At 64.5% G+C, this 25,894-nt stretch carries 25 protein-coding genes and 1 pseudogene; 20 read left to right on the forward strand and 6 right to left on the reverse strand.

Translation table 11 applies throughout. From position 1 onward, the window contains the following. The 5 genes from VIQ49_RS16775 to VIQ49_RS16795 form a co-directional block, all read left to right on the forward strand. On the forward strand, positions 1–522 hold a 522-nt coding region (locus tag VIQ49_RS16775), incomplete at its 5' end, for an amidohydrolase family protein (protein WP_331886624.1). A gap of 50 nt (positions 523–572) precedes the next feature. Continuing rightward, complete coding sequence (locus VIQ49_RS16780; RefSeq protein WP_331886626.1) at positions 573–1,592, forward strand: TIGR03842 family LLM class F420-dependent oxidoreductase; 1,020 nt, start codon at positions 573–575, stop codon at positions 1,590–1,592. 43 nt (positions 1,593–1,635) lie between these two features. Beyond that, positions 1,636–2,931 (forward strand): M20 family metallo-hydrolase, encoded by a 1,296-nt coding sequence (locus tag VIQ49_RS16785; RefSeq protein WP_414731652.1) that lies wholly within the window; start codon positions 1,636–1,638, stop codon positions 2,929–2,931. Continuing rightward, positions 2,931–4,322: an aspartate aminotransferase family protein gene (locus VIQ49_RS16790; protein WP_331886630.1), complete on the forward strand. Its 1,392-nt coding sequence runs from the start codon at positions 2,931–2,933 to the stop codon at positions 4,320–4,322. The genes VIQ49_RS16785 and VIQ49_RS16790 overlap by 1 nt, the downstream gene beginning before the upstream one ends. A gap of 8 nt (positions 4,323–4,330) precedes the next feature. Next, positions 4,331–4,798 (forward strand): NUDIX domain-containing protein, encoded by a 468-nt coding sequence (locus VIQ49_RS16795; protein WP_331886632.1) that lies wholly within the window; start codon positions 4,331–4,333, stop codon positions 4,796–4,798. 49 nt (positions 4,799–4,847) lie between these two features. Here VIQ49_RS16795 and VIQ49_RS16800 read toward each other — a convergent pair whose 3' ends face one another. Next, complete coding sequence (locus VIQ49_RS16800; RefSeq protein WP_331886634.1) at positions 4,848–5,456, reverse strand: malonic semialdehyde reductase; 609 nt, start codon at positions 5,454–5,456, stop codon at positions 4,848–4,850. Between the two features lie 77 nt (positions 5,457–5,533). Here VIQ49_RS16800 and VIQ49_RS16805 point away from each other — a divergent pair, with 77 nt between their 5' ends. Next, the gene (locus VIQ49_RS16805; protein WP_331886636.1) at positions 5,534–5,902 is read left to right on the forward strand and encodes a helix-turn-helix domain-containing protein; all 369 of its coding nucleotides are present in this window, start codon (positions 5,534–5,536) and stop codon (positions 5,900–5,902) included. Here VIQ49_RS16805 and VIQ49_RS16810 read toward each other — a convergent pair. Next, positions 5,899–6,402 carry a MarR family winged helix-turn-helix transcriptional regulator gene (locus tag VIQ49_RS16810; protein ID WP_331886638.1) on the reverse strand — a complete coding sequence of 168 codons (504 nt, stop codon included), beginning with the start codon at positions 6,400–6,402 and terminating at the stop codon, positions 5,899–5,901. The two genes, VIQ49_RS16805 and VIQ49_RS16810, sit on opposite strands and share 4 nt — an antisense overlap. Before the next feature lie 63 nt (positions 6,403–6,465). On the opposite strand from VIQ49_RS16810, the gene VIQ49_RS16815 reads away from it, so the two are divergent. Both VIQ49_RS16815 and VIQ49_RS16820 read left to right on the forward strand, forming a co-directional pair. After that, positions 6,466–7,605 (forward strand): FUSC family protein, encoded by a 1,140-nt coding sequence (locus VIQ49_RS16815; RefSeq protein WP_331886640.1) that lies wholly within the window; start codon positions 6,466–6,468, stop codon positions 7,603–7,605. Positions 7,606–7,805: 200 nt separating this feature from the next. Beyond that, positions 7,806–8,864, forward strand: a pseudogene (locus VIQ49_RS16820) (MFS transporter). Here VIQ49_RS16820 and VIQ49_RS16825 read toward each other — a convergent pair. After that, on the reverse strand, positions 8,785–9,369 hold the full coding sequence (locus tag VIQ49_RS16825; RefSeq protein WP_331886703.1) for a TetR/AcrR family transcriptional regulator: 585 nt from the start codon (positions 9,367–9,369) through the stop codon (positions 8,785–8,787). The pseudogene VIQ49_RS16820 and the gene VIQ49_RS16825 overlap by 80 nt on opposite strands. A 115-nt stretch (positions 9,370–9,484) precedes the next feature. Between VIQ49_RS16825 and VIQ49_RS16830 the strand changes: the two genes are divergently transcribed. Continuing rightward, a complete protein-coding gene (locus VIQ49_RS16830; protein WP_331886642.1) occupies positions 9,485–10,624 on the forward strand; it encodes an acyl-CoA dehydrogenase family protein in 1,140 nt (379 codons plus the stop codon). Between the two features lie 75 nt (positions 10,625–10,699). On the opposite strand, the gene VIQ49_RS16835 is transcribed toward VIQ49_RS16830, so the two are convergent. Then, positions 10,700–11,641 (reverse strand): ROK family protein, encoded by a 942-nt coding sequence (locus VIQ49_RS16835; RefSeq protein ID WP_331886644.1) that lies wholly within the window; start codon positions 11,639–11,641, stop codon positions 10,700–10,702. 177 nt (positions 11,642–11,818) lie between these two features. Between VIQ49_RS16835 and VIQ49_RS16840 the strand changes: the two genes are divergently transcribed. Further along, a complete protein-coding gene (locus VIQ49_RS16840; RefSeq protein WP_331886646.1) occupies positions 11,819–12,769 on the forward strand; it encodes a hypothetical protein in 951 nt (316 codons plus the stop codon). A 101-nt stretch (positions 12,770–12,870) separates the two neighbouring features. Here the strand turns inward: VIQ49_RS16840 and VIQ49_RS16845 are convergent, their stop codons facing one another. After that, positions 12,871–14,079: a thiolase family protein gene (locus VIQ49_RS16845; RefSeq protein WP_331886648.1), complete on the reverse strand. Its 1,209-nt coding sequence runs from the start codon at positions 14,077–14,079 to the stop codon at positions 12,871–12,873. A 144-nt stretch (positions 14,080–14,223) separates the two neighbouring features. Here VIQ49_RS16845 and VIQ49_RS16850 point away from each other — a divergent pair, with 144 nt between their 5' ends. The 10 genes from VIQ49_RS16850 to VIQ49_RS16895 all read left to right on the forward strand — a co-directional run bounded on the left by VIQ49_RS16850 (position 14,224) and on the right by VIQ49_RS16895 (position 25,188). Further along, on the forward strand, positions 14,224–15,375 hold the full coding sequence (locus tag VIQ49_RS16850; protein WP_331886650.1) for an MBL fold metallo-hydrolase: 1,152 nt from the start codon (positions 14,224–14,226) through the stop codon (positions 15,373–15,375). Beyond that, positions 15,354–17,885, forward strand: coding sequence for a cation-translocating P-type ATPase (locus tag VIQ49_RS16855; RefSeq protein ID WP_331886652.1), 2,532 nt, complete (start codon positions 15,354–15,356; stop codon positions 17,883–17,885). The genes VIQ49_RS16850 and VIQ49_RS16855 overlap by 22 nt, the downstream gene beginning before the upstream one ends. 8 nt (positions 17,886–17,893) lie before the next feature. Then, positions 17,894–18,079 carry an Rv0909 family putative TA system antitoxin gene (locus VIQ49_RS16860; protein WP_331886654.1) on the forward strand — a complete coding sequence of 62 codons (186 nt, stop codon included), beginning with the start codon at positions 17,894–17,896 and terminating at the stop codon, positions 18,077–18,079. A gap of 21 nt (positions 18,080–18,100) precedes the next feature. Beyond that, positions 18,101–19,345, forward strand: a complete 1,245-nt coding sequence (locus VIQ49_RS16865) for a lipase family protein (protein ID WP_331886656.1) — start codon at positions 18,101–18,103, stop codon at positions 19,343–19,345. Between the two features lie 37 nt (positions 19,346–19,382). Then, a complete protein-coding gene (locus tag VIQ49_RS16870; RefSeq protein ID WP_331886658.1) occupies positions 19,383–19,820 on the forward strand; it encodes a type II toxin-antitoxin system Rv0910 family toxin in 438 nt (145 codons plus the stop codon). Positions 19,821–19,924: 104 nt separating this feature from the next. Further along, positions 19,925–21,595 (forward strand): substrate-binding domain-containing protein, encoded by a 1,671-nt coding sequence (locus VIQ49_RS16875; protein ID WP_331886660.1) that lies wholly within the window; start codon positions 19,925–19,927, stop codon positions 21,593–21,595. A 97-nt stretch (positions 21,596–21,692) separates the two neighbouring features. Further along, a complete protein-coding gene (locus VIQ49_RS16880; protein ID WP_331886662.1) occupies positions 21,693–22,187 on the forward strand; it encodes a calcium-binding protein in 495 nt (164 codons plus the stop codon). 116 nt (positions 22,188–22,303) lie between these two features. Beyond that, positions 22,304–22,801: a calcium-binding protein gene (locus tag VIQ49_RS16885; RefSeq protein WP_331886664.1), complete on the forward strand. Its 498-nt coding sequence runs from the start codon at positions 22,304–22,306 to the stop codon at positions 22,799–22,801. 12 nt (positions 22,802–22,813) lie between these two features. Next, entirely contained in the window at positions 22,814–23,674 is an 861-nt protein-coding gene (locus VIQ49_RS16890) for an FAD:protein FMN transferase (RefSeq protein ID WP_331886666.1), read from the forward strand. Next, positions 23,671–25,188, forward strand: a complete 1,518-nt coding sequence (locus VIQ49_RS16895) for an oxidoreductase (protein ID WP_331886668.1) — start codon at positions 23,671–23,673, stop codon at positions 25,186–25,188. The genes VIQ49_RS16890 and VIQ49_RS16895 overlap by 4 nt, the downstream gene beginning before the upstream one ends. A 227-nt stretch (positions 25,189–25,415) precedes the next feature. On the opposite strand, the gene VIQ49_RS16900 is transcribed toward VIQ49_RS16895, so the two are convergent. Further along, complete coding sequence (locus tag VIQ49_RS16900) at positions 25,416–25,880, reverse strand: SRPBCC family protein (RefSeq protein ID WP_331886670.1); 465 nt, start codon at positions 25,878–25,880, stop codon at positions 25,416–25,418. Between the last annotated feature and the right edge of the window lie 14 nt (positions 25,881–25,894).

Below are 25,894 nucleotides of genomic sequence, written 5' to 3' on the forward strand. Positions count from 1 at the left end.
CGTTCGCGCGCGGAAGGCCATCAGGACGAGTTGTGGAAGTTCATCCGGACCGGGGATGTCGCCGGTGTCGCCACCGACCACTGCCCGTTCTGCATGGTGGACCAGAAAGAGCTGGGCATCGCCGATTTCTCCAAGATCCCCAACGGAATCGGCGGCGTCGAGCACCGGATGGACCTGATGTACCAGGGTGTCGTGGACGGGCGGATCAGCCTGGAGAAGTGGGTGGAGGTCTGTTGCACGACACCGGCCCGCATGTTCGGTATGTACCCGCGCAAGGGTGTCATCTCACCGGGGGCCGACGCGGACGTCGTCATCTACGATCCGGCCGGGCACACCAGCATCGGCCTGGGCAAGAGCCATCACATGAACATGGACTACTCGGCCTGGGAAGGCTACGAGATCGACGGGGCCGTGCAGACGGTGCTGTCGCGCGGATCGGTGATCGTCGATGCCGGTGAGTATCTCGGAAAGAAGACCGACGGACGTTTTGTGCGGCGAGAACTGTCGCAGAACCTGATCTGACACCCCCCCGCTCAGCGCAGCAAGCACCAACAATCGAGAAGGAGCACCACATGGACTTCGGTGTTGTCATGCAATGCAATCCGCCGGCATCTCGGGTCGTCGAACTCGCCGTTGCGGCCGAGAACCGGGGCTTTTCGTACGTGTGGACTTTCGATTCGCACGTGCTGTGGCAGGAACCCAACGTGATCTACAGCCAGATCCTGGCCGCGACGCGCAACGTCATCGTCGGGCCGATGGTGACGAACCCGCTCACCCGTGATGCGACCGTCACCGCGTCGACGTTCGCCACCCTCAACTCGATGTACGGCAACCGGACGATCTGCGGTATCGGTCGCGGTGATTCGGCGGTCCGGGTGATCTCGGGCAAGCCGTCGACCCTGGCGATCCTGCGCGACAGCATTTCCGTCATCAAGGAACTGGGCAACGGCCGGACCGCGACCATCAACGACACCGAGATCAGATTCCCGTGGGCCGCTCGTTCACGACTGGATGTCTACGGCGCCGGATACGGGCCGAAGGCGCTGGACCTGATCGGGGAGGTCGCCGACGGCTTCATCCTGCAACTGGCCGATCCGGCGATCGTGGAGTGGACGGTGAAGCGGGTGAAGGCCGCCGCGGAGGCCGCCGGACGCGACCCCGACGAGGTGAAGATCGTGGTCGCGGCGCCGGCGTACGTCGGTGATGATCTTGCGTACCAACGTGATCAGTGCCGCTGGTTCGGCGGGATGGTGGGCAACCACGTGGCGGACCTGGTGGGCAAGTACGGTGGCGACGGCGCCGGGGTCCCCGCCGCATTGACCGACTACATCAAGAACCGTCAGGGCTACGACTACAACGAGCACGGGCGGGTGGGCAACAGCCACACGAGTTTTGTGCCCGACGACATCATCGACCGCTTCTGCCTGCTCGGACCGCCGGAACAACACATCGCCCGGCTGCAGGAACTGCGCGACCTCGGCGTCGACCAGTTCTCGATCTACCTGCAGCACGACGGCAAGGACCAGACCCTCGAGGCATACGGGGAGAAGATCATTCCGGCAATGGCGCCGACTCTCGCCGCCCGCTCCTGACCTACACAGACGAAAGGATCCTCGGATGAGTTCTTCGGGATCGATGCAGGACAGCGCCGTTCGGGTCACCACCGACCCGGCGACCGACAGTGCGTTCATCGACGACTTCACCACAATGTCGACATTCGGCGCGACGGCGGCGGGCGGGGTGGAACGCCAGGCCGCCACCGACGCCGACGGTGAGAACAGGCGGTGGCTGGCCGGATGGCTGACCGAACGCGGTTTCACGGTGGCGTACGACCGGATCGGGAACATGTTCGGTCTGTTTGAACTGTTGCCGGGTGCGCCCTACGTGCTGTCCGGGTCGCATCTGGACAGTCAGCCCCGGGGCGGTCGCTACGACGGCGCCTACGGGGTGCTGGCGGCGGCGCACGCCATGGACCGGCTCCGGAAGTACTACCTCGCCAATCCTGATGAGGCCGTGTACAACTTGGCGGTGGTGAACTGGTTCAACGAAGAGGGCTCACGCTTCAAGCCGTCGATGCAGGGCAGCGGCGTCTTCACCGGCAAGCTCGAGCTGCAGGCCGCACTCGACACCACCGACGTCGCCGGGGTCACGGTCGCCGCCGCGCTCGGTGAGCTGAACATGCTGGGGGACAAGGACGTCTTCACCACCGGTGAGCATCACACTCCTGGTGGGCTCGAGGTCGCCTCCTACGCCGAGATCCACATTGAACAGGGGCGCGAACTAGACAAGGCGGGCGTGCTCATGGGCGTGGTGCCGTCCACCTGGGGTGCCAACAAGTACGAGATCTCGGTCATCGGTGCGCAAGCGCACACCGGTGCCACCGCCATCGCAGACCGGCAGGATGCGCTGTTCGGGGCAGCGAAAGCAGTTGTGGCCCTGCGCGAGCTGGCCGATGAGTACGGCGAGGACCTGCACACGTCGTGCGGTCAGCTGACCGTGTATCCGAACTCGCCGGTTGTCGTGGCCCGAGAGGTCCACATGCACCTGGATCTGCGTTCACCCTCCGACGAACTACTGGCCGAGGCCGACGTGAAGCTCAATCGGGCGTTTGCGGAGATCGAGGTCGCGGCCGATGTGGAGATCGAGCGACGTTTCGCCCACACCTGGAAGGGCCATACATACCAGCCAGAGGGAGTTGCGTTGGCAGAGAACGTGATCGACGCGCTTGGTCACAGTCACATGCAGGTGAGGACCCGGGCCGGCCACGATTCGACAAACATGAAAGACCTTGTTCCGACGGTGATGTTGTTCATTCCCAGTGTCGACGGCGTGTCCCACGCGGAGAATGAATACACTCATGACGCCGACCTTGCGGCCGGAGTGGATGTTCTGACCGAGACCGTCGGTCGCATGGTGGAAGGTGCTCTCTGATGACAAATGCGCTGTCCGGCGACAACTCGCCGTTCGCCGACGCGGGCGAACTCGAAGCGGCAAAGGCCGCCGGGCGCAGGGCCTACGAACTGGACCGGGCTCATGTATTCCATTCGTGGTCGGCGCAGGCTCACCTGACCCCGATGACCATCCTGGCGGCGTCGGGCTCCTACGTCTGGGATGGCGACGGCAGCAGGCTGATCGATTTCTCGTCGCAGATGGTGAACACCAACATCGGGCATCAGCATCCCAAGGTGGTCGCCGCGATCGCCGAGCAGGCGAACAAGCTCTGCACCATCGGGCCGGCGCACGTCAACGATGCCCGGTCGGAGGCGGCCCACCTGATCGCGCAGCGGACTCCCGGAGACCTCGACAAGGTGTTCTTCACCAATGGCGGCGCGGATGCGGTGGAGCACGCCGTGCGGATGGCGCGCCTGCACACCGGTCGGCGCAAGGTTCTCACCCGCTACCGCTCCTACCACGGTGGCACCGACACCGCGATCAACATGACCGGCGATCCCCGTCGATGGCCCAACGACTACGGATCGGCGGGTGTGGTCCATTTCTTCGGTCCCTTCTTGTACCGCAGCCGATTTCACGCAGAAGACGAGCGACAGGAATGTGAGCGTGCGCTCGAACACCTCGAGTCGGTGATCTCGATGGAGGGGCCGCAGACGATCGCGGCGATCGTGCTGGAACCGATTCCGGGGACCGCCGGCATCATGGTCCCACCGGATGGCTATCTGGCTGGAGTTCGTGAACTGTGCGATCGCTTCGGGATCGTGATGGTCGCCGACGAGGTGATGGCCGGGTTCGGCCGGACCGGAAAGTGGTTCTCCATCAACCATGCCGACGTGGTTCCCGATCTGATCACCTTCGCCAAGGGCGTGAACTCGGGATACGTCCCGCTGGGCGGTGTCGCCATCAACAGCGAGATCGCCGAGACGTTTGCCGATCGGCCCTATCCCGGTGGACTCACGTACTCGGGCCATCCGCTGGCCACCGCCGCAGCCGTCGCCACCATCAACGCGATGACCGACGAAGCCATCGTGGACAACGCCGCGGCCATCGGATCGGACGTGCTGGGGCCGGGACTGGAGAAGCTCGCCGCACAGCATCCCAGCGTCGGAGATGTGCGGGGCACGGGCGTCTTCTGGGCGGTGGAGCTGGTCAAGAACCCCGATACCCGCGAACCGCTTGCGCCCTACGGGGGTTCGAGTCCGGCGATGGCCGAGGTGCTCCGCGAATGCAGGGCGGGAGGCCTGCTGCCCTTCGCCAACTTCAACCGGATCCACATGGTGCCACCGTGCACGGTGACCGCCGACGAGGTGGCCGAGGGACTGGAGATCCTGGATGCGGCACTGACCGTGTCCGATTCATTTGTGGACTGAGGCGCGCGATGGCGAAGCGTAGTGCGGGGATGTTGTTGTTCCGCCGGGGCGAGGTCGGTCTCGAGGTGTTGATCGCGCATCCGGGCGGGCCGTTGTGGGCACGTAAGGACGACGGTTCCTGGTCGATACCGAAGGGTCTCTACGACGAGGACGAAGAGCCCCTCGCGGCGGCCCGGAGAGAGTTCGCCGAGGAGGTCGGGCTGCCCGTCCCCGACGGGAACGTCGTCGAACTCGGAGAGATCAGACAACCGAGCGGAAAATTGGTGACCGCCTTCGCCGTCGAGTCCGACCTCGACATCACCGATGCCGTCAGCAACACATTCGAGATGGAATGGCCCCGCGGATCCGGCAAGATCCGGTCCTATCCCGAAGTCGACAGAGTGGACTGGTTCGGCATCGACGCGGCCCGCGACAAGCTGTTGAAGGGTCAGCGTCCGTTCCTGGACAGGCTCTCCGAAATTGGTGGGTTCGGGTGAGCAAACCCGCAGGTCGGCGTCGCCAAAGTCCACCAAGATCGGGGTGCTGTCACTCGAAGCGTAGGACCTCGTCGTCGTCGAGGCGGGGAAGCCGGTCGAACCAGGGGTCCTTGCCCGGATGTCCGACGTTGACCAGCAGCGTCGACTTCCAGCGACCGTCGCCGAAGAACTCGGAATCGACACCGGCGGAATCGAATCCGGCCATCGGCCCGGCGGTCAGACCCACGGATCGGACCGCGAGGATGAAATATCCGGCCTGCAGGGTGCTCCCGAACGTGCCCATCGAGGTGCGCATGTCCTCATTGGCCTCCAGCGCGTCCTTCATCTCGGGCCGGAAGGGAAGCACGGTCGGGATGTGCTCGTGGAACGCAGAATCCATCGCCAGCACGGCCGTCACCGGTGCGCTGCGGACCTTGTCGACGTTGCCTTCGGCGACATGGGGGAGCAGGCGTTCTTTGGCTTTGTCGCTGCGGACGTAGAGGACGCGCAGCGGCTGGGTGTTGGCGGCGGTGGGTGGCCACTTCGCCAGCTCCCAGACCTCCTTGAGTACCTCGTCGCTCACCGGTTCCGAGCTGAAGGTGTTGGCTGTGCGGGCGTTGCGGAAGAGCAGCTCCCGCGCGTGGGCATCGAGCGTGGTGACTGAGTCGGTCGAGGACATCGTGTGCTCCTTTTTATCAAGGGACTACTAAAATAAAAGCTACTCTGGATGACTGTAGCAAACGGTATGCTGGTCCGATGCCCCGGGAAGTAGAAGTGACGCACGACCCACGTGCGTGTGACGGTGCGCTGCGGGATGCGTTCGCCCTTCTCGGCAAGCGATGGAACGGTGTCCTGCTGGGCAGTCTGATGCACGGGCCTGCGGGATTCGCGGAACTGCGTACCGCAACCGGTGGGATCAGCGACTCGGTGTTGTCCGGGCGGTTGGTCGAATTGGCCGAGGCCGGCGTGATCGAGCGCACGGTCGAGGCGGGTCCGCCGGTGTCGGTCTCGTATCGGCTGACGTCGTCGGGTGAGGCCCTGATGCCGATCCTCCAAGGGCTCACCCAGTGGGCTGCCGACAATCTGTGTACGCGAGGGATCGATCCGGCCACCGGGCAGTGCTAGTGAACGTCGATCGACCGGGAGATCTTGCGTAGCAGGGTGATCAGGGCCGATCGTTCCTCGGTCGTCAGTGGTTGCAGCAGTGCCTCGTCCCGGGCGAGTCGCCGCGGGAACTGAGTGTCGACGAGTTCCTTTCCGGTGTCGGTCAATTCGAGCAGGACCACCCGACCGTCCCGCTCGGATTTCCTGCGTCGCAGCAGGCCCAGGTCACCCAGGCGTTCGGTGAGTTTGGTGATCGAGGCGCCGCTGAGCATCGTCGTCGACACGACCTCGCTGGCGCGGAGCGGGCGATCTGATCTTGCGAGCGCACCGAGAACCTCGAACTCCGAGCGGCCGATGGAGTGGCGATCGAGTTCCCGGTCCAGTTGGTGGGCGAGAACCGCCGAGATGCGGTTGACGCGGGCGAACACCTCGATGGGCGTGGTGTCGAGGTCGGGGTACGCATTTGCCCATTCCTGGCTCACGCGTTCGACGACATCGGCCGGGTCGGTCTCTGGGTTCACGATGCCATCCTAGGTCACGTGTGCGATGTACTTTATAGATAAAATAGTTGTAAAGTAGTTGTCATGCCGATCAGTCAGAACCTCTCCGACCACTACCTGCACAGTCGGCGCGCGTTGGCACACTCGCTGACGCCGCGCACCTGGCGCGACGCCGCGACGACGCTGAACCGTGGTCAGGTTGCGGTGTGGGTGCCGATCCGTGTTGGCATCGCGATCGCGGTCGTCCTTGTCGCCGGGGGACTGGCCGGCCGAGGGGATATCGCCGGTTTTGCGGCATTGGGCGCGTTGACCTCGGCGTTCTGCCGGGCAGACCCCTACCGCGTCCGGCTGCCGAAATTGCTGGTGACCTCCGGAACGCTGGTGCTGTTTGTCGTTTTCGGAGGCCTGCTCGGCGCGGCCGGTGTGTCGATGACCGTCCAGGTGATCGGTATGGCGATCGCGGCTGCGGTGGCCGTTCTCGTTCTGGGCGCGTGCCGGATTGCCGGGCCGGGACCCGTGGTCATGATCTTCGCCGCCGCCGCTGCGGTGGGCTACGCGAACTCACTGCACGACATCGCCGAGGTCACTGTTGTCGCCGTGATCGGTTCGATCATCGGGATCGCTGCCTCGCTGGCGCCGTGGGCGTTCGATGCCGCCCGTGTCATCGGCCATGACGGTGGCGCGGCACGGGCGTCGGTGTGGGCCGATCTACGGCGCGTCACCGACCGCGACCTGGTGACCTCTGCCGTGCGCGTCGCGGTGGCGAGTGCGTTGGCGGCAGGAGTGGCGGCCGCAGCCGGCATGGCCCATCCGATGTGGGCGGCCATGGGCGCCATCGCCACCCTGCAGGGACTGAACTACCACCTCACTGTCCACCGCGGCGTTCAGAGATTCATCGGAAATATCGTGGGAGCCCTGATCGCGGCGGGTTTGCTCGCGCTTCCGCTGGGTTACTGGGGCGCAGTGGTTCTCATCGTGGCGCTGCAGGTCGCGGCCGAGATCTTGGTGGCTGTCAACTATGGCCTGTGCTCGATGGCGGTGACCCCGATGGCGTTGTTGCTCACCGCACTCGGGGCCGGGTTGACGCCCGAGGTCGCACTGGATCGGGTGCTGGACAGCGCGGTCGGGGTGATCTTCGGAATTGTGGTCGGCGCGTTGACCATTGCGCGCCACGACACCTCGCATCACCCCGTTGTCAGCGCGCCGGTCGTGGCCGCGCGCTGACAACAGCTTGGGGCCCACCCGCATTTGCGTCTTCTCCGACACTACCGATAATTCGGACTTTCCAATTCGATTACTTAGTACTACGCAACTATTCTTGGCCGAGTAAAGCAGCGAATTGACTCCGGCTGGTGGTGATGACACAAACGACCTACAGTTCCGACTCTGATCTGGAGGACGTCGAATTGACCGGGATCGGGTCGATGCAACGCCCCGGGCGCAACAGGATCCGCACCGCGGCTGAACTCGGTCCGCATTGCAAGTGGATTGCACTCTCGAATACGACCCTCGGGATGCTCATCGCCACGATCAATTCTTCGATTGTGCTCATCGCACTGCCGGATATCTTCAAGGGCATTCATCTCAATCCCCTCGAGCCGCAGAACACGAGCTATCTGCTCTGGATGATGATGGGAGGGTCGACAACCCGCTGTTCAATCTGAGCCTGTTCCGCATCCGGACGTTTCTGTTCGGCAACATCGCCAATCTGATGGCCTCGATCGGCCGGGGTGGACTGCAATTCATCCTGATCGTCTGATTGCAGGGAATCTGGTTGCCGCAGCACGGGTACGACTACACACGCACGCCGCTGTGGGCGGCGATCTACATGGTTCCGATGACGATCGGATTCCTGTTGGCGGCACCGGTGTCGGGGGTGCTGTCCGACCGGTGCGGCTCCAAGTGGTTCACGACAGTGGGGATGCTGACCACTGCGGGTACCTTTGTCGCGCTCATCGCCTTGCCGGTCGATTTCAACTACTGGGCCTTCGCCGTGGTGCTTTTTGTCAACGGGATCGGCATGGGATTGTTCACCTCGCCGAATCGGGCTCAGGTTGTGAACAGCCTGCCGGCGGACGCGCGGGGGGCCATCATGCCCGAACCCGACCGGGGTTCCGGCGGCGGATGCCGACCAGATTTCACACCTGACCACCGTGTCGATCCTGTTCGGAGCGTTCCTGGGTTACAACCCCATCAAACAGCTTGTCGGCGAGCATCTTACGACGCTCCCGACTGACGATCAGAACACCCTCGTGGGCCTGAGGTTCTTCCCGCATCTGATCTCGGACCCGTTTGCCGACGGTCTCACGGCGGCCTTCACCTTTGCGATCGTCTGTCTGATCGGAGCGGTGGCCTCCCTGTTCACCGGCCGACAGTCCGACATCGCGCCCACGGGCGACGATGTCAGCGACCGATCCCTTCGGTCAGAAGCTGAGCGAGTTCCAGGTATGCCACCGAATCATCGAGTCCGACAGCCGCTTTGATGGCGCGCTGCTGTATCCGCACCATCACCGACGCGGCGATGTCGGCGACGAACGCGGCGTGCACATCGCGGACATCGCCGGCGGCGACACCGTCGTCGATGAGTTCGTGGACACGGTCCGCGGCCGCGCGGGTATTGCGTTCGTAGATGTCGCGGGCGGGTGGGAATTCGGCGAGGTCTTCCATGAATTGCTCGTGGGCCGGGGCCAGGGCGGCGCCCACCGCGGTCAGGTAGGCCGTCAGTCGTTCGCGCGTGCCGGTCGCGTCGGCAACCGCCGCCTCCACCTCGGTGGTCGCCGACCGGAAGAAGTGCACGGTCACCTCGCGGACCAGCTCATCTTTGCTGCCGGCGAGTGTGTACAGCGTCGACTTGGAGCAATGCAGACGCGCGGCGATCTGATCCAGCGTCAGGTGCGCAAAACCCTCATCGAGGAACAGGGCGACCAACTCGTCGAACAACTGCGCACGACGGGCCGTCGCGTGTGCTGGGGAGACGGACGGAACCATGGCGCTCATGGTACTGCTTCGCGTTGTGGAGTACTGTCAGTAGTACTGAATGGCCTGTGGCAGTACTGCCTGTCCGTGCCGCCGATGTCTGTTCCGAAGATCGAGGGAGTACGCAATGTCCGTCAGCCGATTGCTGCCCACTGAAGAAGCCCGTGACCTGATCCAGTTGGCGAGTGAGGTCGCGGACAAGGCGCTCGCGCCCATCGCCGACGAATACGAGAAAGCGGAGAAGTACCCAGCTGATGCCTTCAAGGTGCTCGGCCAGACCGGTCTGCTGAGCCTGCCGTACCCCGAAGAGTGGGGTGGTGGCGGCCAACCGTACGAGGTCTACCTGCAGGTACTCGAAGAACTGGCAGCGCGCTGGGCAGCCGTGGCCGTCGCGGTGAGTGTGCACAGTTTGTCCTGTCATCCGCTGATGGCGTTCGGGACCGACGAGCAGAAGCAACGCTGGCTTCCCGAGATGCTCGGCGGTGAGAAGATAGGTGCCTACAGCCTGTCCGAACCTCAGGCCGGTTCCGACGCCGCTGCATTGTCCTGCAAGGCCACGGCCACTGACGGCGGCTACATGGTCAACGGATCGAAGGCCTGGATCACCCACGGTGGGGTCGCCGACTTCTACAACCTGTTCGCGCGCACCGGAGAGGGGTCGAAGGGCATCTCGTGTTTCCTCGTCCCCGACGACACCGAGGGTCTGAGCTTCGGCAAGCCGGAAGAGAAGATGGGATTGGCCGCGGTCCCCACCACTTCGGCCACGTACGACAACGCGTTTGTCCCCGAGGATCGTCGAATCGGAACCGAAGGGCAGGGTCTTCAGATCGCCTTCAGCGCATTGGATTCGGGCCGTCTCGGGATCGCGGCGGTCGCTGTGGGCATCGCCCAGGCCGCACTGGACGAAGCGGTCGCCTACGCGCAGGAACGGCAGACCTTCGGCAAGAAGATCATCGATCACCAGGGCCTGGGTTTCCTGCTCGCCGACATGGCAGCCGCCGTGGATTCGGCCCGCGCCACCTACATCGACGCCGCTCGTCGTCGTGACGCCGGTGTGCCGTACTCGCGCAATGCGTCCGTGGCCAAGCTGATCGCCACCGACGCCGCGATGAAGGTGACCACCGATGCGGTCCAGGTGTTCGGAGGGTACGGCTACACCAAGGACTTCCGCGTCGAGCGGTTGATGCGGGAAGCCAAGATCACCCAGATCTTCGAAGGAACCAACCAGATTCAGCGCCTCGTCATCAGTCGCTCGCTGGCCACCTAGTCTCCCGCAAACGCTCCACCTTCGCGAAGGCGCTCCACAAATATGTGGAGCGCCTTCGCACAGGTGGAGCAGCTGTCAGGTGGGCAGTCCGACGTGGGTTCGCCGGTAGACCAGCGCGGCGGCACCGACGAGTGGCGCGGTGTCCGGTAGGCCGGCATCGATGACCCGAACGCGGGAGACATACGGCAGCGGATGGCGCTCGACGACGGCCCCGATCATCGGCAACAGATCGGGTGTGACCTTCGAGAACCCTCCGCTGATCGCGACGACATCGACCTCCACCATTGCCGTTGCGCTGCAGATCGCTTGACCCACCGCCTCGGATACCCGGACGATGGCGCGCCGGGCGATCTCATTGCCCTCGCGGTATGCCTGCGCGAGGTCCTCGCCGGTGTGACCCGTCCAGCCCTGTGCGTTGGCCCAGGCGACGATGTGCGGACCCGAGGCCACCGATTCGAGGGTGGTGCGGCTGCCGATGCTCAGCTCGCCGGCGAATCCCGACAACTGGATCTGCCCGATGTGTCCGCTGTTGGCGGCCAGGACCCGTCCGTCGACGATGAATCCGCCTCCGATCCCGGTCGAGATGACCATGCCCAGGAGGTTGTCGACGTCGCGCGCGTTGCCGAGCCAGTGTGCGGCCATCACGATGGCAATCCCGTCGCGATGGAAGCGGACGGGTACGTCGCCCAGACTGTTTCGTACGTGGTCGGCAACCAGCGTCCGCAGCGGATAGTCCCGCCATCGGGGGATGTTGATCGGGGACAGGGTGCCGGCCTGTTCGTTCACCGGTCCGGCCGCTGCGATGCCGACACCGACCAGTTCGGAGGTGTCGGGCACGTTCGCCAACGCGTGTTCGACAACCCGCAGGACGCCCTCGCCGAGGTCCGTCGGTGAGGCCTTCGAACCGGTGAGTGCGCGACTTCGACTGTCGCTGAGCACGTTGCCGGACGGATCGACGAGCGCGGCTTCCACTTTTGTGCCACCGAGGTCGATCGCCAGGACCAGATGATCTGCCACCGCCTCAGCCTAGTGATGCCCACCCTCCCAGACGCTCCACTTCTACGAAGGTGCTCCGCGTACACGCGGAGCGTCGTCGCACAGGTGGAGCGTCTGCGTTGTGCACATGAGGGGATGTTGTCCACATATCGGTTTCGGAGCGACTCGTGACCTCGCGGCCGCGCACAGAATCGGTGGATGGGAGATTACGAACTGACCGCGGATGGCCTCGTCCTGAGACGAATCGCGGTGTCTTCGGGCTTCAGTGACCATGCGCTGCAGGCTGCGACGAGGCAGGGAAGTCTGGAGCGCGTCTATCGGGGTATGTACGTCCCGGCGAGTTCGGACGGGGACGCGAGCAGTCGCGTCGCGCGGGAGCGTCGGTACCGCCTGAAGGTGCTCGGAGCAGTTGATGCGGGCCAGGGAACCAAGGCCGTCAGCCACTGGTCCGCCGCCGCGCTCCTGGGTCTGCCGATGTTCGACGCGGATTTGGATCGGGTCCACTTCACGGTCAATCGCACCGGCGGTGGTCGCAGCCGTGATCGGGCCTGTCGTGTGCACGCCGCCACCTGGGAACCGGACGAGGTCCTGGTCTTACCAGGCCTACTGGTGACGACCCTTGCTCGTACGGCTGTCGACATCGCGCGCATCGGAAGCTTCGATCAGTCCGTCTGTGTCTGCGACGCGGCGCTGCGGATGGGTGCGACCAGGGCGGAGCTCGAGACGGTGCTCGCGCGGGCAGGCCGGCGGAAGGGAGTGGGCAGAGCCAAGGCAGCGGTGGCATTTGCCGACGGTGCGTCGGAGAGCGTCGGCGAATCCTTGTCGCGTACCCGTATGGATGCGATGCCGGACGTTCCGGTACCGGAGTTGCAGCCGGAGATATTCGGTCCCGCAGGTGAATTCGTGGCGCGGACAGACTTCCGGATCGACCGGCACCTACTCGGTGAGTTCGATGGCAAAGGCAAATACGTCCGCTACCTGCGTCCCGGTGAGACGCCGGCAGATGCGGTGTACCGCGAGAAGCGTCGCGAGGAACGCCTGAATGAACTGGGATTTGTGGTCGCCCGCTGGGGTTGGGATGACCTCATGGATCCGCAGCGCCTCCGCGAGATCTTGCTGAACAACCTGCGGCGGGCGGGTTTACGGTGACCGCACCCGCAAACGCTCCGGGTTTGCGAAGACGCTCCACGTGTATGTGGAGCGTCTTCGTATAGGTGGAGCGTTCGCGGGAGGGACGGGGGCGGGAGGGGCTACAGCCGCTCGATGATGGTGGCGTTGGCCATGCCGCCGGCCTCGCACATGGTCTGCAGGGCGTAGCGGCCACCGGTTTGTTGCAGTGCGTTGACCATGGTGGTCATGATCCGGGCACCGCTGGCGCCGAGTGGGTGACCCAATGCGATCGCGCCGCCGTTGACATTGGTCTTCGAAAGATCCGCACCGGTGTCCTTGGCCCACGAGAGGACCACGGGGGAGAAGGCCTCGTTCACCTCGAACAGGTCGATGTCGGAGACGGTCAGGCCGGCCGCCTTGAGTACCTTTTCGGTCGCGGGGATGACACCGGTGAGCATGTAGAGCGGATCGGAACCGACCACCGAGAAACTGTGCAGGCGCGCCAGCGGGGTGAGGCCGAGTTCGGAGGCCTTGGCGCTGCTCATGATCAGTACCGCCGCACTGCCGTCGGACAGTGGACTCGAGTTGGCCGCGGTGATCTGCCATTCGATCTGTGGGAACCGCTCCTGCATCGCGGGGTAATAGAACGCGGGCTTCAGCGAAGCCAACTGCTCGACGGTGCCACCGGGACGAATCATCTCGTCGGTGCTCAGCCCGGCGATCGGTGCGATCTCACGGTCGAAACGGCCGGCCTTGGTGGCGGCGATGGCCTTGTCGTGGCTCGACAGCGCGAACTCGTCGAGCTGGGTCCGGGAGAAGCCCCAGTCGGCCGCGATCAACTCGGCGGCCAGACCCTGAGAGATCAGTCCGTCGGAGTACCGCTCCGAGAAACCGATACCGGACGCGTCGACACCTGGCCGGACATCCGAGGCCATGGGCACCCGGCTCATCGATTCCACACCGGCCGCGACCACGACGTCCTGCACTCCCGACATCACAGCCTGGGCGGCAAACGAGATCGCCTGCTGGCTCGATCCGCACTGTCGATTGATGGTGGTGCCCGGAACCGATTCGGGAAAGCCTGCGGCCAGCGCGGCCTTACGGCTGATGTTCTGGCCCTGCTCATCGGCCTGGGTGACGGCACCGGCGATCACGTCGTCGATCAGGGCCGGATCGATGCCGGTCTGCTCGACCACTGCTCGGAGGCTATGAGCGAGCAGGTCGACCGGGTGGATGCCGTGCAGTCCACCAGCCCCGACGGTTGCACCGTCGACCACCCGTCCGGGTTTGCCCTTTCCGATCGGGGTACGTACCGCACCGACGATTACTGCATCAACGATCTGGGCCATGACCTTCTCCTTTGGCTGACTATGGTTTGTATAAGTCAGATATACCCCGAGGTATTCCCCTTTGTCGACAGCGGGTCTCGACTCAGGTTCGGTCGCCACCTGTGCGTCGAGGAAATGTGACAACCGGCCGGTAGTGTGTCGGGAGTGTCGCGCCTACCGAATCCCCTGACCGGTCCGAGGCTCTTGGCCGGTGCTGCAACTGCCGGGGTGGCGTTTGCCGCCGTCGGCGTGAGTGCCGGCACGGAGGTGTACCGCGCGATGGGGGCGCCGAAAGATCTTGTGCTCCCACATATCAGTGCGTCCCCCTACCAAACGGGTGGGAACTTCGGGAATCTCGAACCACCGCGACCCGTCGACGGCGACCGGGCGGCCGCGCTCGCGATGCTCCGTCGCGGCGACATCGGGAAGCCGAAGGTCCGCCTCGAGTTCGATTCCTCACCGCTTCCGTGGGAGATCGCCGACCTCGCCGCCACCTGGTTCGGGCACGCATCGGTGCTTGTCGAACTCGACGGACACCGGATCCTGACCGACCCGGTGTGGAGCAAACGCTGCTCACCGTCGAGCGTGGTCGGACCGGCCCGGATGCACCCGGTGCCACACCAGCTCGACGAGTTGCCGCCCATCGACGTGGTGCTGATCAGCCACGACCACTACGACCACCTCGACACCGCGACGGTGCGGGGGCTCGCCCGGACCCACCCCGAATCCGTCTTCGTGACGCCGATCGGGGTCGGTGCGCATCTGGAGTACTGGGGTATCGATCCCGGCCGGATCCGTGAAGCCGACTGGGGCGAGTCGATCACCATCGGCGACCTCACCTTCAATTGCTGCTCCGCCCGCCACTTCTCCGGACGGGGACTGCAGCGCAACACGACACAGTGGGCGAGTTGGGCCGTGTCCGGCCCGCGTAACAACTTCTTCTTCTCCGGCGACACCGGCATCACCGAGTCGTTCGGGCAGGTCGGCGCCGACTTCGGTCCGTTCGGGCTGTCGCTGATCGCAATCGGCGCCTACGACCGGCTCTGGCCCGACATCCACCTCAACCCGGAGGAGGCGCTGGACGTGCATCGAATGCTCAACAGCGCCAATCTCTCCGACTCGTTGCTGCTCCCCATCCATTGGGCCACATTCAATCTCGCCCTGCACGAGTGGGCAGATCCGGTGCAGCGGCTGCTCCCGGCGGCCGCGGAACTGCAGATCCCGGTGATCACCCCGATGCCGGGCGCGCGTTTTGACGTCCACTCGCGCAGCGGACACGGATTCGAGACCCAATCATGGTGGGAGGGTGCGGCGTGACCGCGATCAACGAAAAGCATCTGACAGCAGGACTGACTTCGGCCCAGGTGGCCGAGCGGGTGTCGGCGGGTCAGGTCAACGTCCAACCCGATCGGTCCGGTCGAAGCGTCTCGGACATCGTCCGCGCGAACATCTTCACCCGCATCAACGCAATACTCGGGGTGCTGTTCATCATCGTGATGAGCACGGGCTCGATCATCAACGGCGCCTTCGGTTTGCTGATCATCGCCAACAGTGGCATCGGCATCATCCAGGAGATCAGGGCGAAGAAGACCCTCGACGCGCTGGCGATCGTGGGCCAGACCCGGCCGATGGTGCGACGCGATGGTGTTGCCGCGGAGATCGATCCGGGTGAGGTGGTTCTCGACGACATCATCGAACTCGGCCCCGGCGATCAGATCGTCGTCGACGGCGAGACCCTCGAATCGGCGTCCCTCGACATCGACGAGTCGTTGCTGACCGGTGAAGCCGACGCCGTCGACAAGGCGGTGGGCGATCCGATCATGTCGGGCAGCTTTGTGGTCGCCGGCTCGGGTGCGTATCGCGCGACGAAGGTCGGCCGCGACGCGTACGCGGCCCAGCTCGCCGAAGAAGCCAGCAAGTTCACGCTCGTCAACTCCGAGCTGCGCAACGGGATCGACAAGATCCTGAAGATCATCACCTACCTGCTGATCCCCGCAGGTGTGCTGACCATTGTCAATCAGCTCTTCATCAGCGAGAACGGCATCAAGGCGAGTCTGCTGGGAATGGTTGCCGCACTGGTACCGATGGTGCCCGAAGGTCTCGTGTTGATGACGTCGATCGCGTTTGCGGTCGGTGTGGTCCGGCTCGGCCGGCGCCAGTGCCTGGTGAACGAACTGCCCGCCATCGAGGGGCTGGCCCGGGTCAACGTGGTGTGCGCGGACAAGACCGGAACCCTCACCGAGAACGGCATGAGGTTGTCGGAACTGGTTCCGGTGCAGGGCGACCGCACCGAGCTGGAGCAGGCGCTGTCGGCTCTGGCCGCACACGATCCCCGTCCCAACGCCAGCGTCCAGGCCATGGCCGAGGCGTACCCGGACGCACCGGAGTGGTCGTCGAGCAGCATTGCGCCGTTCACATCGGCCAAGAAGTGGAGTGGTATCTCCTTCTCCGACAGCGCTTCCGGTGAGGCTCGCGGCAACTGGTTGCTCGGCGCACCCGACATGCTGCTGCCACCCGAGAGTGAGACCGCCTCGCAGGCCGGTGAGTTGGGATCCGGTGGCCTGCGGGTGCTGCTGCTGGCGTCCACCGATGTGCCGGTCGACACCGAAGCGGCCGACGGACTGTCCGCGCCGGGTGCGCTCACGCCGCGGGCCTTGATCGCGCTGGAGCAGCGTGTCCGGCCAGATGCTCGTCAGACGCTGGACTACTTTGCCTCGCAGGATGTCTCGGTCAAGGTCATCTCCGGCGACAACGCGATCTCGGTGGGCGCGGTGGCCGGGTCGCTGGGGCTGGGAACGGTTGATGATGCCGTGGACGCACGCACCTTGCCCACCGACACCGATGAGCTCGCCGACATCGTCGACACCCACACCACCTTCGGCCGGGTCCGCCCGGATCAGAAGCGGGCCATGGTCGGTGCGCTGCAGTCTCGCGGAAACACGGTGGCGATGACCGGTGACGGCGTCAACGACGTGCTGGCCCTCAAAGATGCCGATATCGGTGTGGCCATGGGGTCCGGAAGCTCGGCGAGCCGCAGCGTGGCCCAGATCGTCCTCCTGGACAACCGTTTCGCCACGCTGCCGTATGTGGTGGGCGAAGGCCGCCGTGTCATCGGGAACATCGAACGGGTCTCCAACCTGTTCCTGACGAAGACCGTGTATGCCGTACTGCTGGCCATGACCATCGGAATCGCCGGGGTGCTGGGCAAGATCTTCGGATTCACCCCGATGTCGTACCCCTTCCAGCCGATCCACGTCACGATCGCGGCCTGGTTCACCATCGGTGTTCCGGCATTTGTCCTCTCCCTCGCCCCGAACAACGAACGGGCCCGAACCGGGTTCGTCGGTCGCGTCCTACGGCTGGCGATCCCGTCGGGCATCGTCATCGCGGTCTGTACCTTCGTGGCCTACGCGCTGGTGTATCCCGGTGGGTCGGGACTCGAACTCGGCTCCAAGGATTCGGTGGACATGACGCCGGATCAGATGCAGGCCGCCACCACGGCCCTGATCACCATGATCGCCATCTCCATGTGGGTGCTCGCCGTGGTCGCGCGTCCCTATAACTGGTGGAAGATCGTGCTGCTCACGGTGTCGGTGCTGATGTATGTGTTGATCTTCTCGCTGCCGTTCACCCAGGAGATGTTCAAACTGGATCCGACGGACTGGGGCAAAACCGCGATCGCGTTGGGGACTGCCGCGGTCGGAATCGTCGCGGTGGAGATCCTGTGGCGATTGAATCCGGCCATCGCAGTATGGACCAGTAAGCTGAAGGTCCGATCCAAAGAATCAAATACCGCCGACAAAGTATCCGGCGCCGGAGAAAGGTGAGGACCAGCATGGACTTCAAAGGTCTGATCAACAAGGGCAAGGATGCGCTGAGCAAGAACACCAAGGTCATCGACCAGGGTGCTGACGCGGTGAACAAGGCGACCAAGGGCAAGTACGCCGGCCACATCCGGAAGGGTGCGGACGCCGCCAAGAAGTTCGCGCAGGACGACAAGAAGCCGGATCAGCCCAAGTAACAACACCGGGGTTCACAGGCGTTGACGATCAGAAGGCCCGGCGTGCATCTGGCCGGGGTGTTGCTGGTGTCGGGTCTACTGTTCCTGGCAGGTTGTTCGGGCGGCGGGGCCGACGACGGCGTGATGCCGTCGTCGGCCCCGCCTCTGTCCGGCACGACGACCTCATTGCCTGCCGCGCCTGATCTCGCGGATCGTGGTGCAATCGTCGAGCAGCGACCGTTTCAGGGCAACGACGAGCTGGCTGATGCGGGTCGGCTGATCCACGTCGTCTACCGTTCGACCGCCGGCTACGCGGGTGGGTTCGGGACCGAGGTCTCCGGTGTGGTGGCGGTTCCGGCCGGGGCTCCGCCGTCCGGCGGGTGGCCGATTGTCGCGCTCGGCCACGGCACCACCGGGACCGGTGTGACCTGCGGGCCGTCGGATTATCCGGATCTGCTCGGTGAGGACGGCAACGTCGCGCGGTTGGTCGCCCGTGGCTACGTGGTTGCCGCCACCGACTACCAGGGCCTCGGGACCAGCGTCGAGGATGCTCGTCCGCATCCGTATCTGGAACCGAGAACCGTGGCGTACAACATGATCGACGCGGTTCGCGCGGCCCGGAATGTGGTGCCCGAAGCCTCGGTTCGGTGGGCCGCGATGGGTGCGTCGCAGGGCGGGCAGGCGGCCTGGGCCGCCGCCGAGCACGCCGATGACTACGGGCAGGGGCTCGAGTTCGTCGGCGCCGCCGCGCTGGCCCCGGCGGCCGACCTGTCGCCGATCACCGACGCCGGACTGGACGTGACGTACACCGATACGCAGAAGATCTTCATTCCCAATCTTGTTGCGGGACTTCGGGAAGTGCATCCCGATCTCGATCCCGGAGACTACATGCGCGGTGGTCTGGCGGCGGGAGCGCCTGCCTTCACCTCGTGCGGACCCACCTCGACCGCCGACAGGTTCTCGGCGGCCATGGACATCGCCCCCGGCGACGCCGCGATCGCCGATCAGGAAGCAGTCGATCGCCTGCGGGAGATCCTGAAATCCGATGCCCTGCCGGCGGAACCGGCTGCAGGTCCACTGTTCGTCGCGTACGGGGACAAGGACACGATCATTCTGTCGGCCTGGACCACTGCCGCGCTGCAGCGCGCCTGTGCGCAGGGCGACGTGATCGAGATCGTGCGCAAGCCGGAGGGAGGACATACGAATCTCGGTGTCACCGGGGACGCGGTCGACTGGATCTCCGACCGCTTTGCCGGCGAGCCCGCGCCCGACACGTGCCCGGCCTGACGGGACCGGACGGAGCCGGACCGATAACGTCTGCGCCATGGCAAAGGTGAAGGACTCGATAGAGATCGGTGTGGCCCCGGACAAGACCTGGGAGCACGTTCTGGACCTGGCGAGCTACGACGAGTGGCTGACGATCCACGAGGCCTGGCGCAGTCCTCTTCCCGGGCCCGATGAGGTGGGTAAGGGCACCAAGGTGTCGTCCATCATCGCGTCCAGAGGCACTCGGGTCCGTTTCGAGTGGACGGTCAACGCCTACGACCCGCCGCACCGGGTCAGTCTGAAAGGCACCGGGAAGGGTGGGATCAAGGTGACGTTGATCCTCACCGTGGACCCGGCAGCCGAGGGGTCGAAGCTGACGTTCGAGATCGAACTCGGTGGACTGGCGTTGATCGGCCCGATCGGGAAGATCACCGCGAAGGTTGTCAAGAGCGAGGTCGAAGACTCACTGAAGAAATTTCATGATCTGTATTCCTGAGTGACACCACCCGCGCCCTCGCTCGTCCGGCCGCCAGATGCGGTCGGTGGCCCCTGCCGCTGTGTATAGAATCCCGGCGAACCTCGAAACAAGGGCGGTAACACATGGGGCGGCATGGGGTCGACAGCAACGCTGGAGATGAGTTCGGATTCAGCGGGCACCGAGATGGCGACAAGGGACACGGGACGGCATGGGTGCTGGGGGCGCTGGTACTCGTCGCGCTTTTGGTCGCCGGGGTGATCCTGTGGCGGACGATCGGCACCGGATCGGGTCCGGATTGCGACTCCCGCGAAGCCGTGTCGGTCATTGCGGACCCCACGATGGCGGCCACCATCAAACCCCTCGCCGGCACTGCGTCGAGTGACTCCTGCTACGACTTCACCGTCACCGCGGTCACCGGCGCGAACGTTGCCGGGCAGCTCACGAAGGGCGAGAACGCGCCGGATCTGTGGATCGCCGATTCGTCCGCCCGCGCCCGGTCGGTCACCGGCCAGGCCCGGGTCGACGACGACGTGGTCGCGGACTCGGTTGCCGCCAGCCCCGTGGTGGTCGCAGGCAAAGACGTTCCGCCACTGCAGAACTGGGTGGATGTGATGAAGTTGCCCGGTCTGCGGCTGGGTAACCCGATCGATTCGAGTACCGGTGACGCACCGATCGTGGGAGCACTTGCGGCCCAGCAGGCGGGAGCCATCGACCAGAAGTCGTTCACGGACGCGATGACGCTGCTCGCCCTGCAGCAGGGCAACGCCCGAATGGCACAGGATTCAGACAATCACCGTCTCACGCTCGCTGCGACGAGCAGCGAACCGACAGTGGTCAGTGAACAGCATTTCATCGATTATCAGCGCCTCGATCCGGACAGTGGCCTTGCGGCCGCGGTTCCGGCCGACGGCACCGTCATCCTCGATTTCCCGATGCTCAACACTGCATCCGCGGCGCGCAAAGAGGTTGTCGGCAAGGCCGGACAAGAACTGCTCGACGTGATCAAGTCCGAGGATGGGGCCCAGGCGATGACCACCGCGGGATTCCGGACATCGGTTGATGCGCCGGCACCCCCGGGAGGAGTGGGCGATGTGACTGTTCTCACACTGTCTGATCCGGATCGTGAGGCGAAGGCGCTGCGGCAGTGGGCGGTTCTCGGCGTGCCGATCCGAAGTCTGGTCGTCGAAGACGCGTCCGGGTCGATGGCGGCCCCGGCCGGGAACTCCACGCGGGCCGACATGCTCGTGGAAGCCAGCGAGAACGGCCTGAGGCTGTTTCCGAACACCACCGCGCTGGGCAGCTGGCTGTTCTCCATCGACATGGGCGGCGACGGTCAGGATTGGCTCCCGATCGCGCCGATCGAACGCCTCGACGCCGTCGATGACGACGGCCAGACGCACCGTGAGTACCTCCAGGAGCAGCTCCTGACCCTACCCGACCGGGTGGGTGGGGCGACCGGCTTGTACGACACCACCCTGGCTGCGTTCAAGGAGGTTCAGAACTCGTACGACCCCAACTATTCGAACAGCGTCATCCTGCTCACCGACGGGCAGAACGAGGATCCAGGTTCGATCTCGCTTGATGAACTCCTGGCCGAGTTGAAGCGACTGGAGGATCCGGCTCGTCCGGTGCTGATCCTGACGATCGGTATCACCGAGGATGCCGACGCTGCGTCGTTGAAGAAGATCGCCGACGCGACCGGTGGCACCAGCTATATCGCCAGGACCCCGGCCGATATCTCGACGGTGTTCGTCGATGCCGTGGCGGCCCGGATCGAGGCCGCTGGGAGGTGATGCAAATCTCCTGTCCGTTGGCAACATAGGTGAGACTAACCTAACAATATTCGCGATAAGTGGACTGCGGTCCTACTTCGCAGTGCATGATCTTCACATGACTTTCTCGACGACATCGTCACGGCGCGCGCGTCTCGCCAAAGCAGGTAAAGCGGTTGCACTCGTCGGCGGCGCAACCGCCGCGCTCGTCGCATGCGGTGGCAGCGACACTGCGGCACCCAAGGCTGCCACGACCACCGAGACCTCCGAGGTTGGTGTCGCCAAGGCGGAGGCTATCTCCGATTCCTCCTACAAAGACGGCCAGTACACGGCGGTCGGCACGTACACCACACCCGGTGGCAAAGAGGAGAAGATCGGCGTCACCGTCAACCTCGCGAACTCGGTGATCACCACATTCGAGATCGACACCAGCATGTCGGAGGGACTGCCGCAGGTCTTCCAGAACAACGTCAAAGAGGCGCTGATCAAGGACAACCTGGTCGCGGGCAAGAGCATCGACGATCTGGTGGTCAGTACGATGGCCGGCTCGTCGCTGTCTCCGTGGGGTTTCAACGACGCGATCGATCAGATCAAGGAGCAGGCGAAAGCGTGAGGTCCGGGCGGAACGCCCTACCACGTTCTTGCTTAAAGCTGGATGAGAACTGAGAGTCTCCTGGCAATCACCTTGCAAGCGGACCACGGTCGACCCAGAAAAGGCACTATAGACCAATGACCTCGACAACGACTTCATATTCCAAAAGCCGAATTGTCAACGCGGGCAAGGTTGCTGCCGTCATCGCCGCAACCGGTGCCGTCATCGCCGCCTGTGGCGACGATGGCGGCAGCAGCTCCGACGCCACCGCCACGGCAGCTGCCCAGAACACGGCGACGGCCGAATCCGGTGCGATACAAAACGAATCGGCATCCTCGCCGTACGAAGACGGGGAGTACTCGGCAACCGGCAGCTACCAATCGCCAGGTGGCCAACAGCAAGTGGGTGTGACGGTCACCCTGTCGAACTCGGTGATCACCGCCCTCTCGGTGGACATCAGTCAGACCAAGGGCACGTCGGCGGAATTCCAGGGCAAGTTCAAGAGCGGTATCGACCCCCTCGTCGTCGGCAAGAACATCGACGAGCTCGACGTGAGCACGGTCTCCGGATCATCGCTGACCTCAGGTGGTTTCAACGACGCGATCGATCAGATCAAGTCCGAGGCCCAGGCCTGAACCGATGACACAGTGAACGACCCGACCGCCTGGGAGTTCGACGCACTCGGCACCTCGTGGGGCGTCGCTCTCGGGCGAGGGATACCCGGCGAGCTGAAGTCGGCAATCAGCGCCGAGCTCGAACGGATCGATCTGGTGTGGTCGAGGTTCCGCGACGATTCCACAGTTGCCGAGATGGCGGGCACCGCCGGCCGCTACCCGATCCTGCCGTCGGACCAGCCGGTGATCGACCTGCATCGCACGTTGTATGAGGTGACCGGCGGGATGGTGACGCCGATGGTCGGGCAAACCCTTGATGACGCCGGGTATGACTCCAAGTACTCCCTGCGGCCGGCGGATGTGATTGCCGAGGTGCCGCCGTGGGATGACGTTCTCGCCGGGTGGCAGGGGGCGCTCGACGTCGTGCGTCCCGTCCTGATCGACATCGGCGCCACCGGAAAAGGCTTTGCCGTCGACCGGGTGGCGCAGTTGGTCCGGCAGCACGGATTCGACGAGTTCCTGATCAACGGAAGCGGCGACATCCGGGCCGGTGACCACCCCCACCGAATCGGGTTGGAGCATCCCACCGATCCGACCAAGGCCATCGGCACGGTCGTGATCGAGAACAACGCGATCTGCGCGTCTGCCGGCAACCGCCGGGCGTGGGCGGACTGGCATCACATCGTGGATCCGCGATCCGGCACCCCCACCAGGGAGGTCCTCGCCACCTGGGCCATCGCGGAAGACACGATGACGGCCGACGGGCTGGCGACGGCGCTGTTCTTCACGCCTCCGCAGAAACTGTTGTCCCACTTTGATTTCGACTATGTGGTGGTGCGCTCAAACGGCACCGTCGAACATTCACACGCGCGAGAACTGGAGTTGTTCCTATGAGGTTCGTCAGGCTGATCGATCGCCTCTCGATGTATCGGTTTGTGTTGCTCGCGCTGGTGGTGCTGGCGGTCTACGCGCTGGGTGTCGCCGCGTTTGACTCCGAATTCGCCTATACCGCAAGTGAATTGCTCGGATCACTGGCGATTCTCGTGGTGACCTGCGCTGTCGTGACCTACGCCTGCGCGGCGGTCGTCCGGGTGCCACCGGGTAGCGAATCGTGGCTGATCACCGCGTTGATCTTGTTCTTCATCTTCCCGGGACTCACCGATGCCGACACCGGTTGGGGACTCGTGCTGGCGGGTGCGATCGCCAGCGCATCGAAGTACGTGATCGCGTTTCGCCGTCGCCATATCGTGAACCCGGCCGTCGCGGCAGCGGTGATCTGTTACCTGTTCGCGTATTTCGAGGTCGGACCGTTCCTGTTCGGTTTCTGGTGGGTGGCTGCCGAACAACTCCTGATCCCGATGATCGTGATCGGACTGGCAGTGGTCTGGAAGTTGCGCGAATGGTGGCTGGTGGGAACATTTCTCGTTGTCTCCCTGGTGACGGCCATCTACGTGGCACTCGACATCGACACCCCGCTCGGCGATGCCCTCGAGCTCGCCGTCAAGTCGACTCCGCTGCTGTTCGTGGCTGCGATCATGCTGACCGAACCGCTGACATCGCCGTCGACCCGCGTGCAGTCGGTCATCTACGCGGCGATCGTCGGCATCCTCATGTACTGGGGTGAGACGTTCGAGATCACCGACGACTACACACTGGTCTTCACGCCGGAGATCGCATTGCTCGCCGGCAACCTGTTCGCTTTTGTCGCCGCGCGCAGATGGCGCCGCACCGTGCTCACCGTCGATTCCGTGCAGCCGATCGGCACCGACACCTACGAGGTGCTCGCTTCACCTGCCGTGCGCTTCCGCCCCGGGCAGTGGGCGTTGGTGTCGGCTCCGACGTGGAGCCCGGCGATCGAGAAGCAGGGCACGCGGCGCGTGTTGTCGATGGCCGGCGCGCCGGGGGAAACGCACACTCGATTCGGATTCACCGCCGGAGCGCAGCAGTCGCCCTTCAAGAAGCGTCTCATCGACGATGGCGCCGGCACCCGGCTGTACATCGACGAGATCGGTGGCGATTTCACACTTCCGAGCTCGTTGTCGGCGCCGATCGTCTTCGTCGCGGGCGGTATCGGGGTCACCCCGTTCCGGTCGATGCTCGCAGACCTCTGCGGCCGTGGCGCGGACATGTCGAAGGTCTCGCTGATCTACGCGGCCAACGGTGATGATCGCCTGGTGTACGGCGACGTCCTGGACAGCGCGCGTGCCGCCGGTGCCACGGTGGTGACCGTGACCGGTGGCCTGGTGAGTGCCGACGATGTCGCCGCCGTCGCGCATCCGGGATCGCATTACTACCTGTCGGGTCCGCCCGCCATGCTCGATGCGATCAAGCCGATGTTGCTGCGGGCCGAACCCGGTTTGCGGTGGCAGCCCTGGCGCCTGCACACCGATCGCTTCATCGGTTACTGAGGACCCATGTCGCGGCGGCGGGAACTTTCCGCCGCCGCCGGTGCTCCTATCTTCGACCGCCGCACATTCGCGGTACCACCGAAGATCCACGCACCGACCGAAAAGGACTCACCCCCATGGCAATCGAACAGTACGACACCAACGCCGACGGCTACTACGACACCGTCATCGCCGCCTGATCCGGCTCCACCACGACGGTGGCATCCCGCGCCCGAATCCCGCTGTGATCAGGACGAAGCCTCAGCGGCCAGCCGACCGAGTGTGTCGGTCAATTGTTCCTCGCTGACCAGCGGAAACTTCACCTGCTCGAGCAGCTTCTTGTCGGTCACCTTCGACCAATCGTAGGTGTGCCGGACCAACGTCTCGTTCGGTCCCTGGGACTCCAACTCCCACAGCCACTCCCACCCGGGAGGCTCGGTGCCCGCGGGCGCGGTCTTCCAGGCCAGCAGCATGTCTTTCGCGTAGCCCGATACGTGGTTGTCGGTCTGGTACTCACCGCCCATGTGATCGCCTTGCATGTTCATCGTGAACACCTCGCCGACTTTTTGGATCCGATCGGCGTGATCCACGCTGCGGATGAACCCCGACCCGTCGAGCCCTGGATGTCGCTCGGGATTGGAGAGGATGTCGAAAACCGCGTCGACGGGCGCCTCGATCGTGCGTTCGACTGTGACCTTTGTGTTTTCGCTCATGTACTCAACAGTGC

It is taken from the genome of Williamsia sp. (genome assembly GCF_036566845.1).
Taxonomy (GTDB): Bacteria; Actinomycetota; Actinomycetes; order Mycobacteriales; family Mycobacteriaceae; genus Williamsia.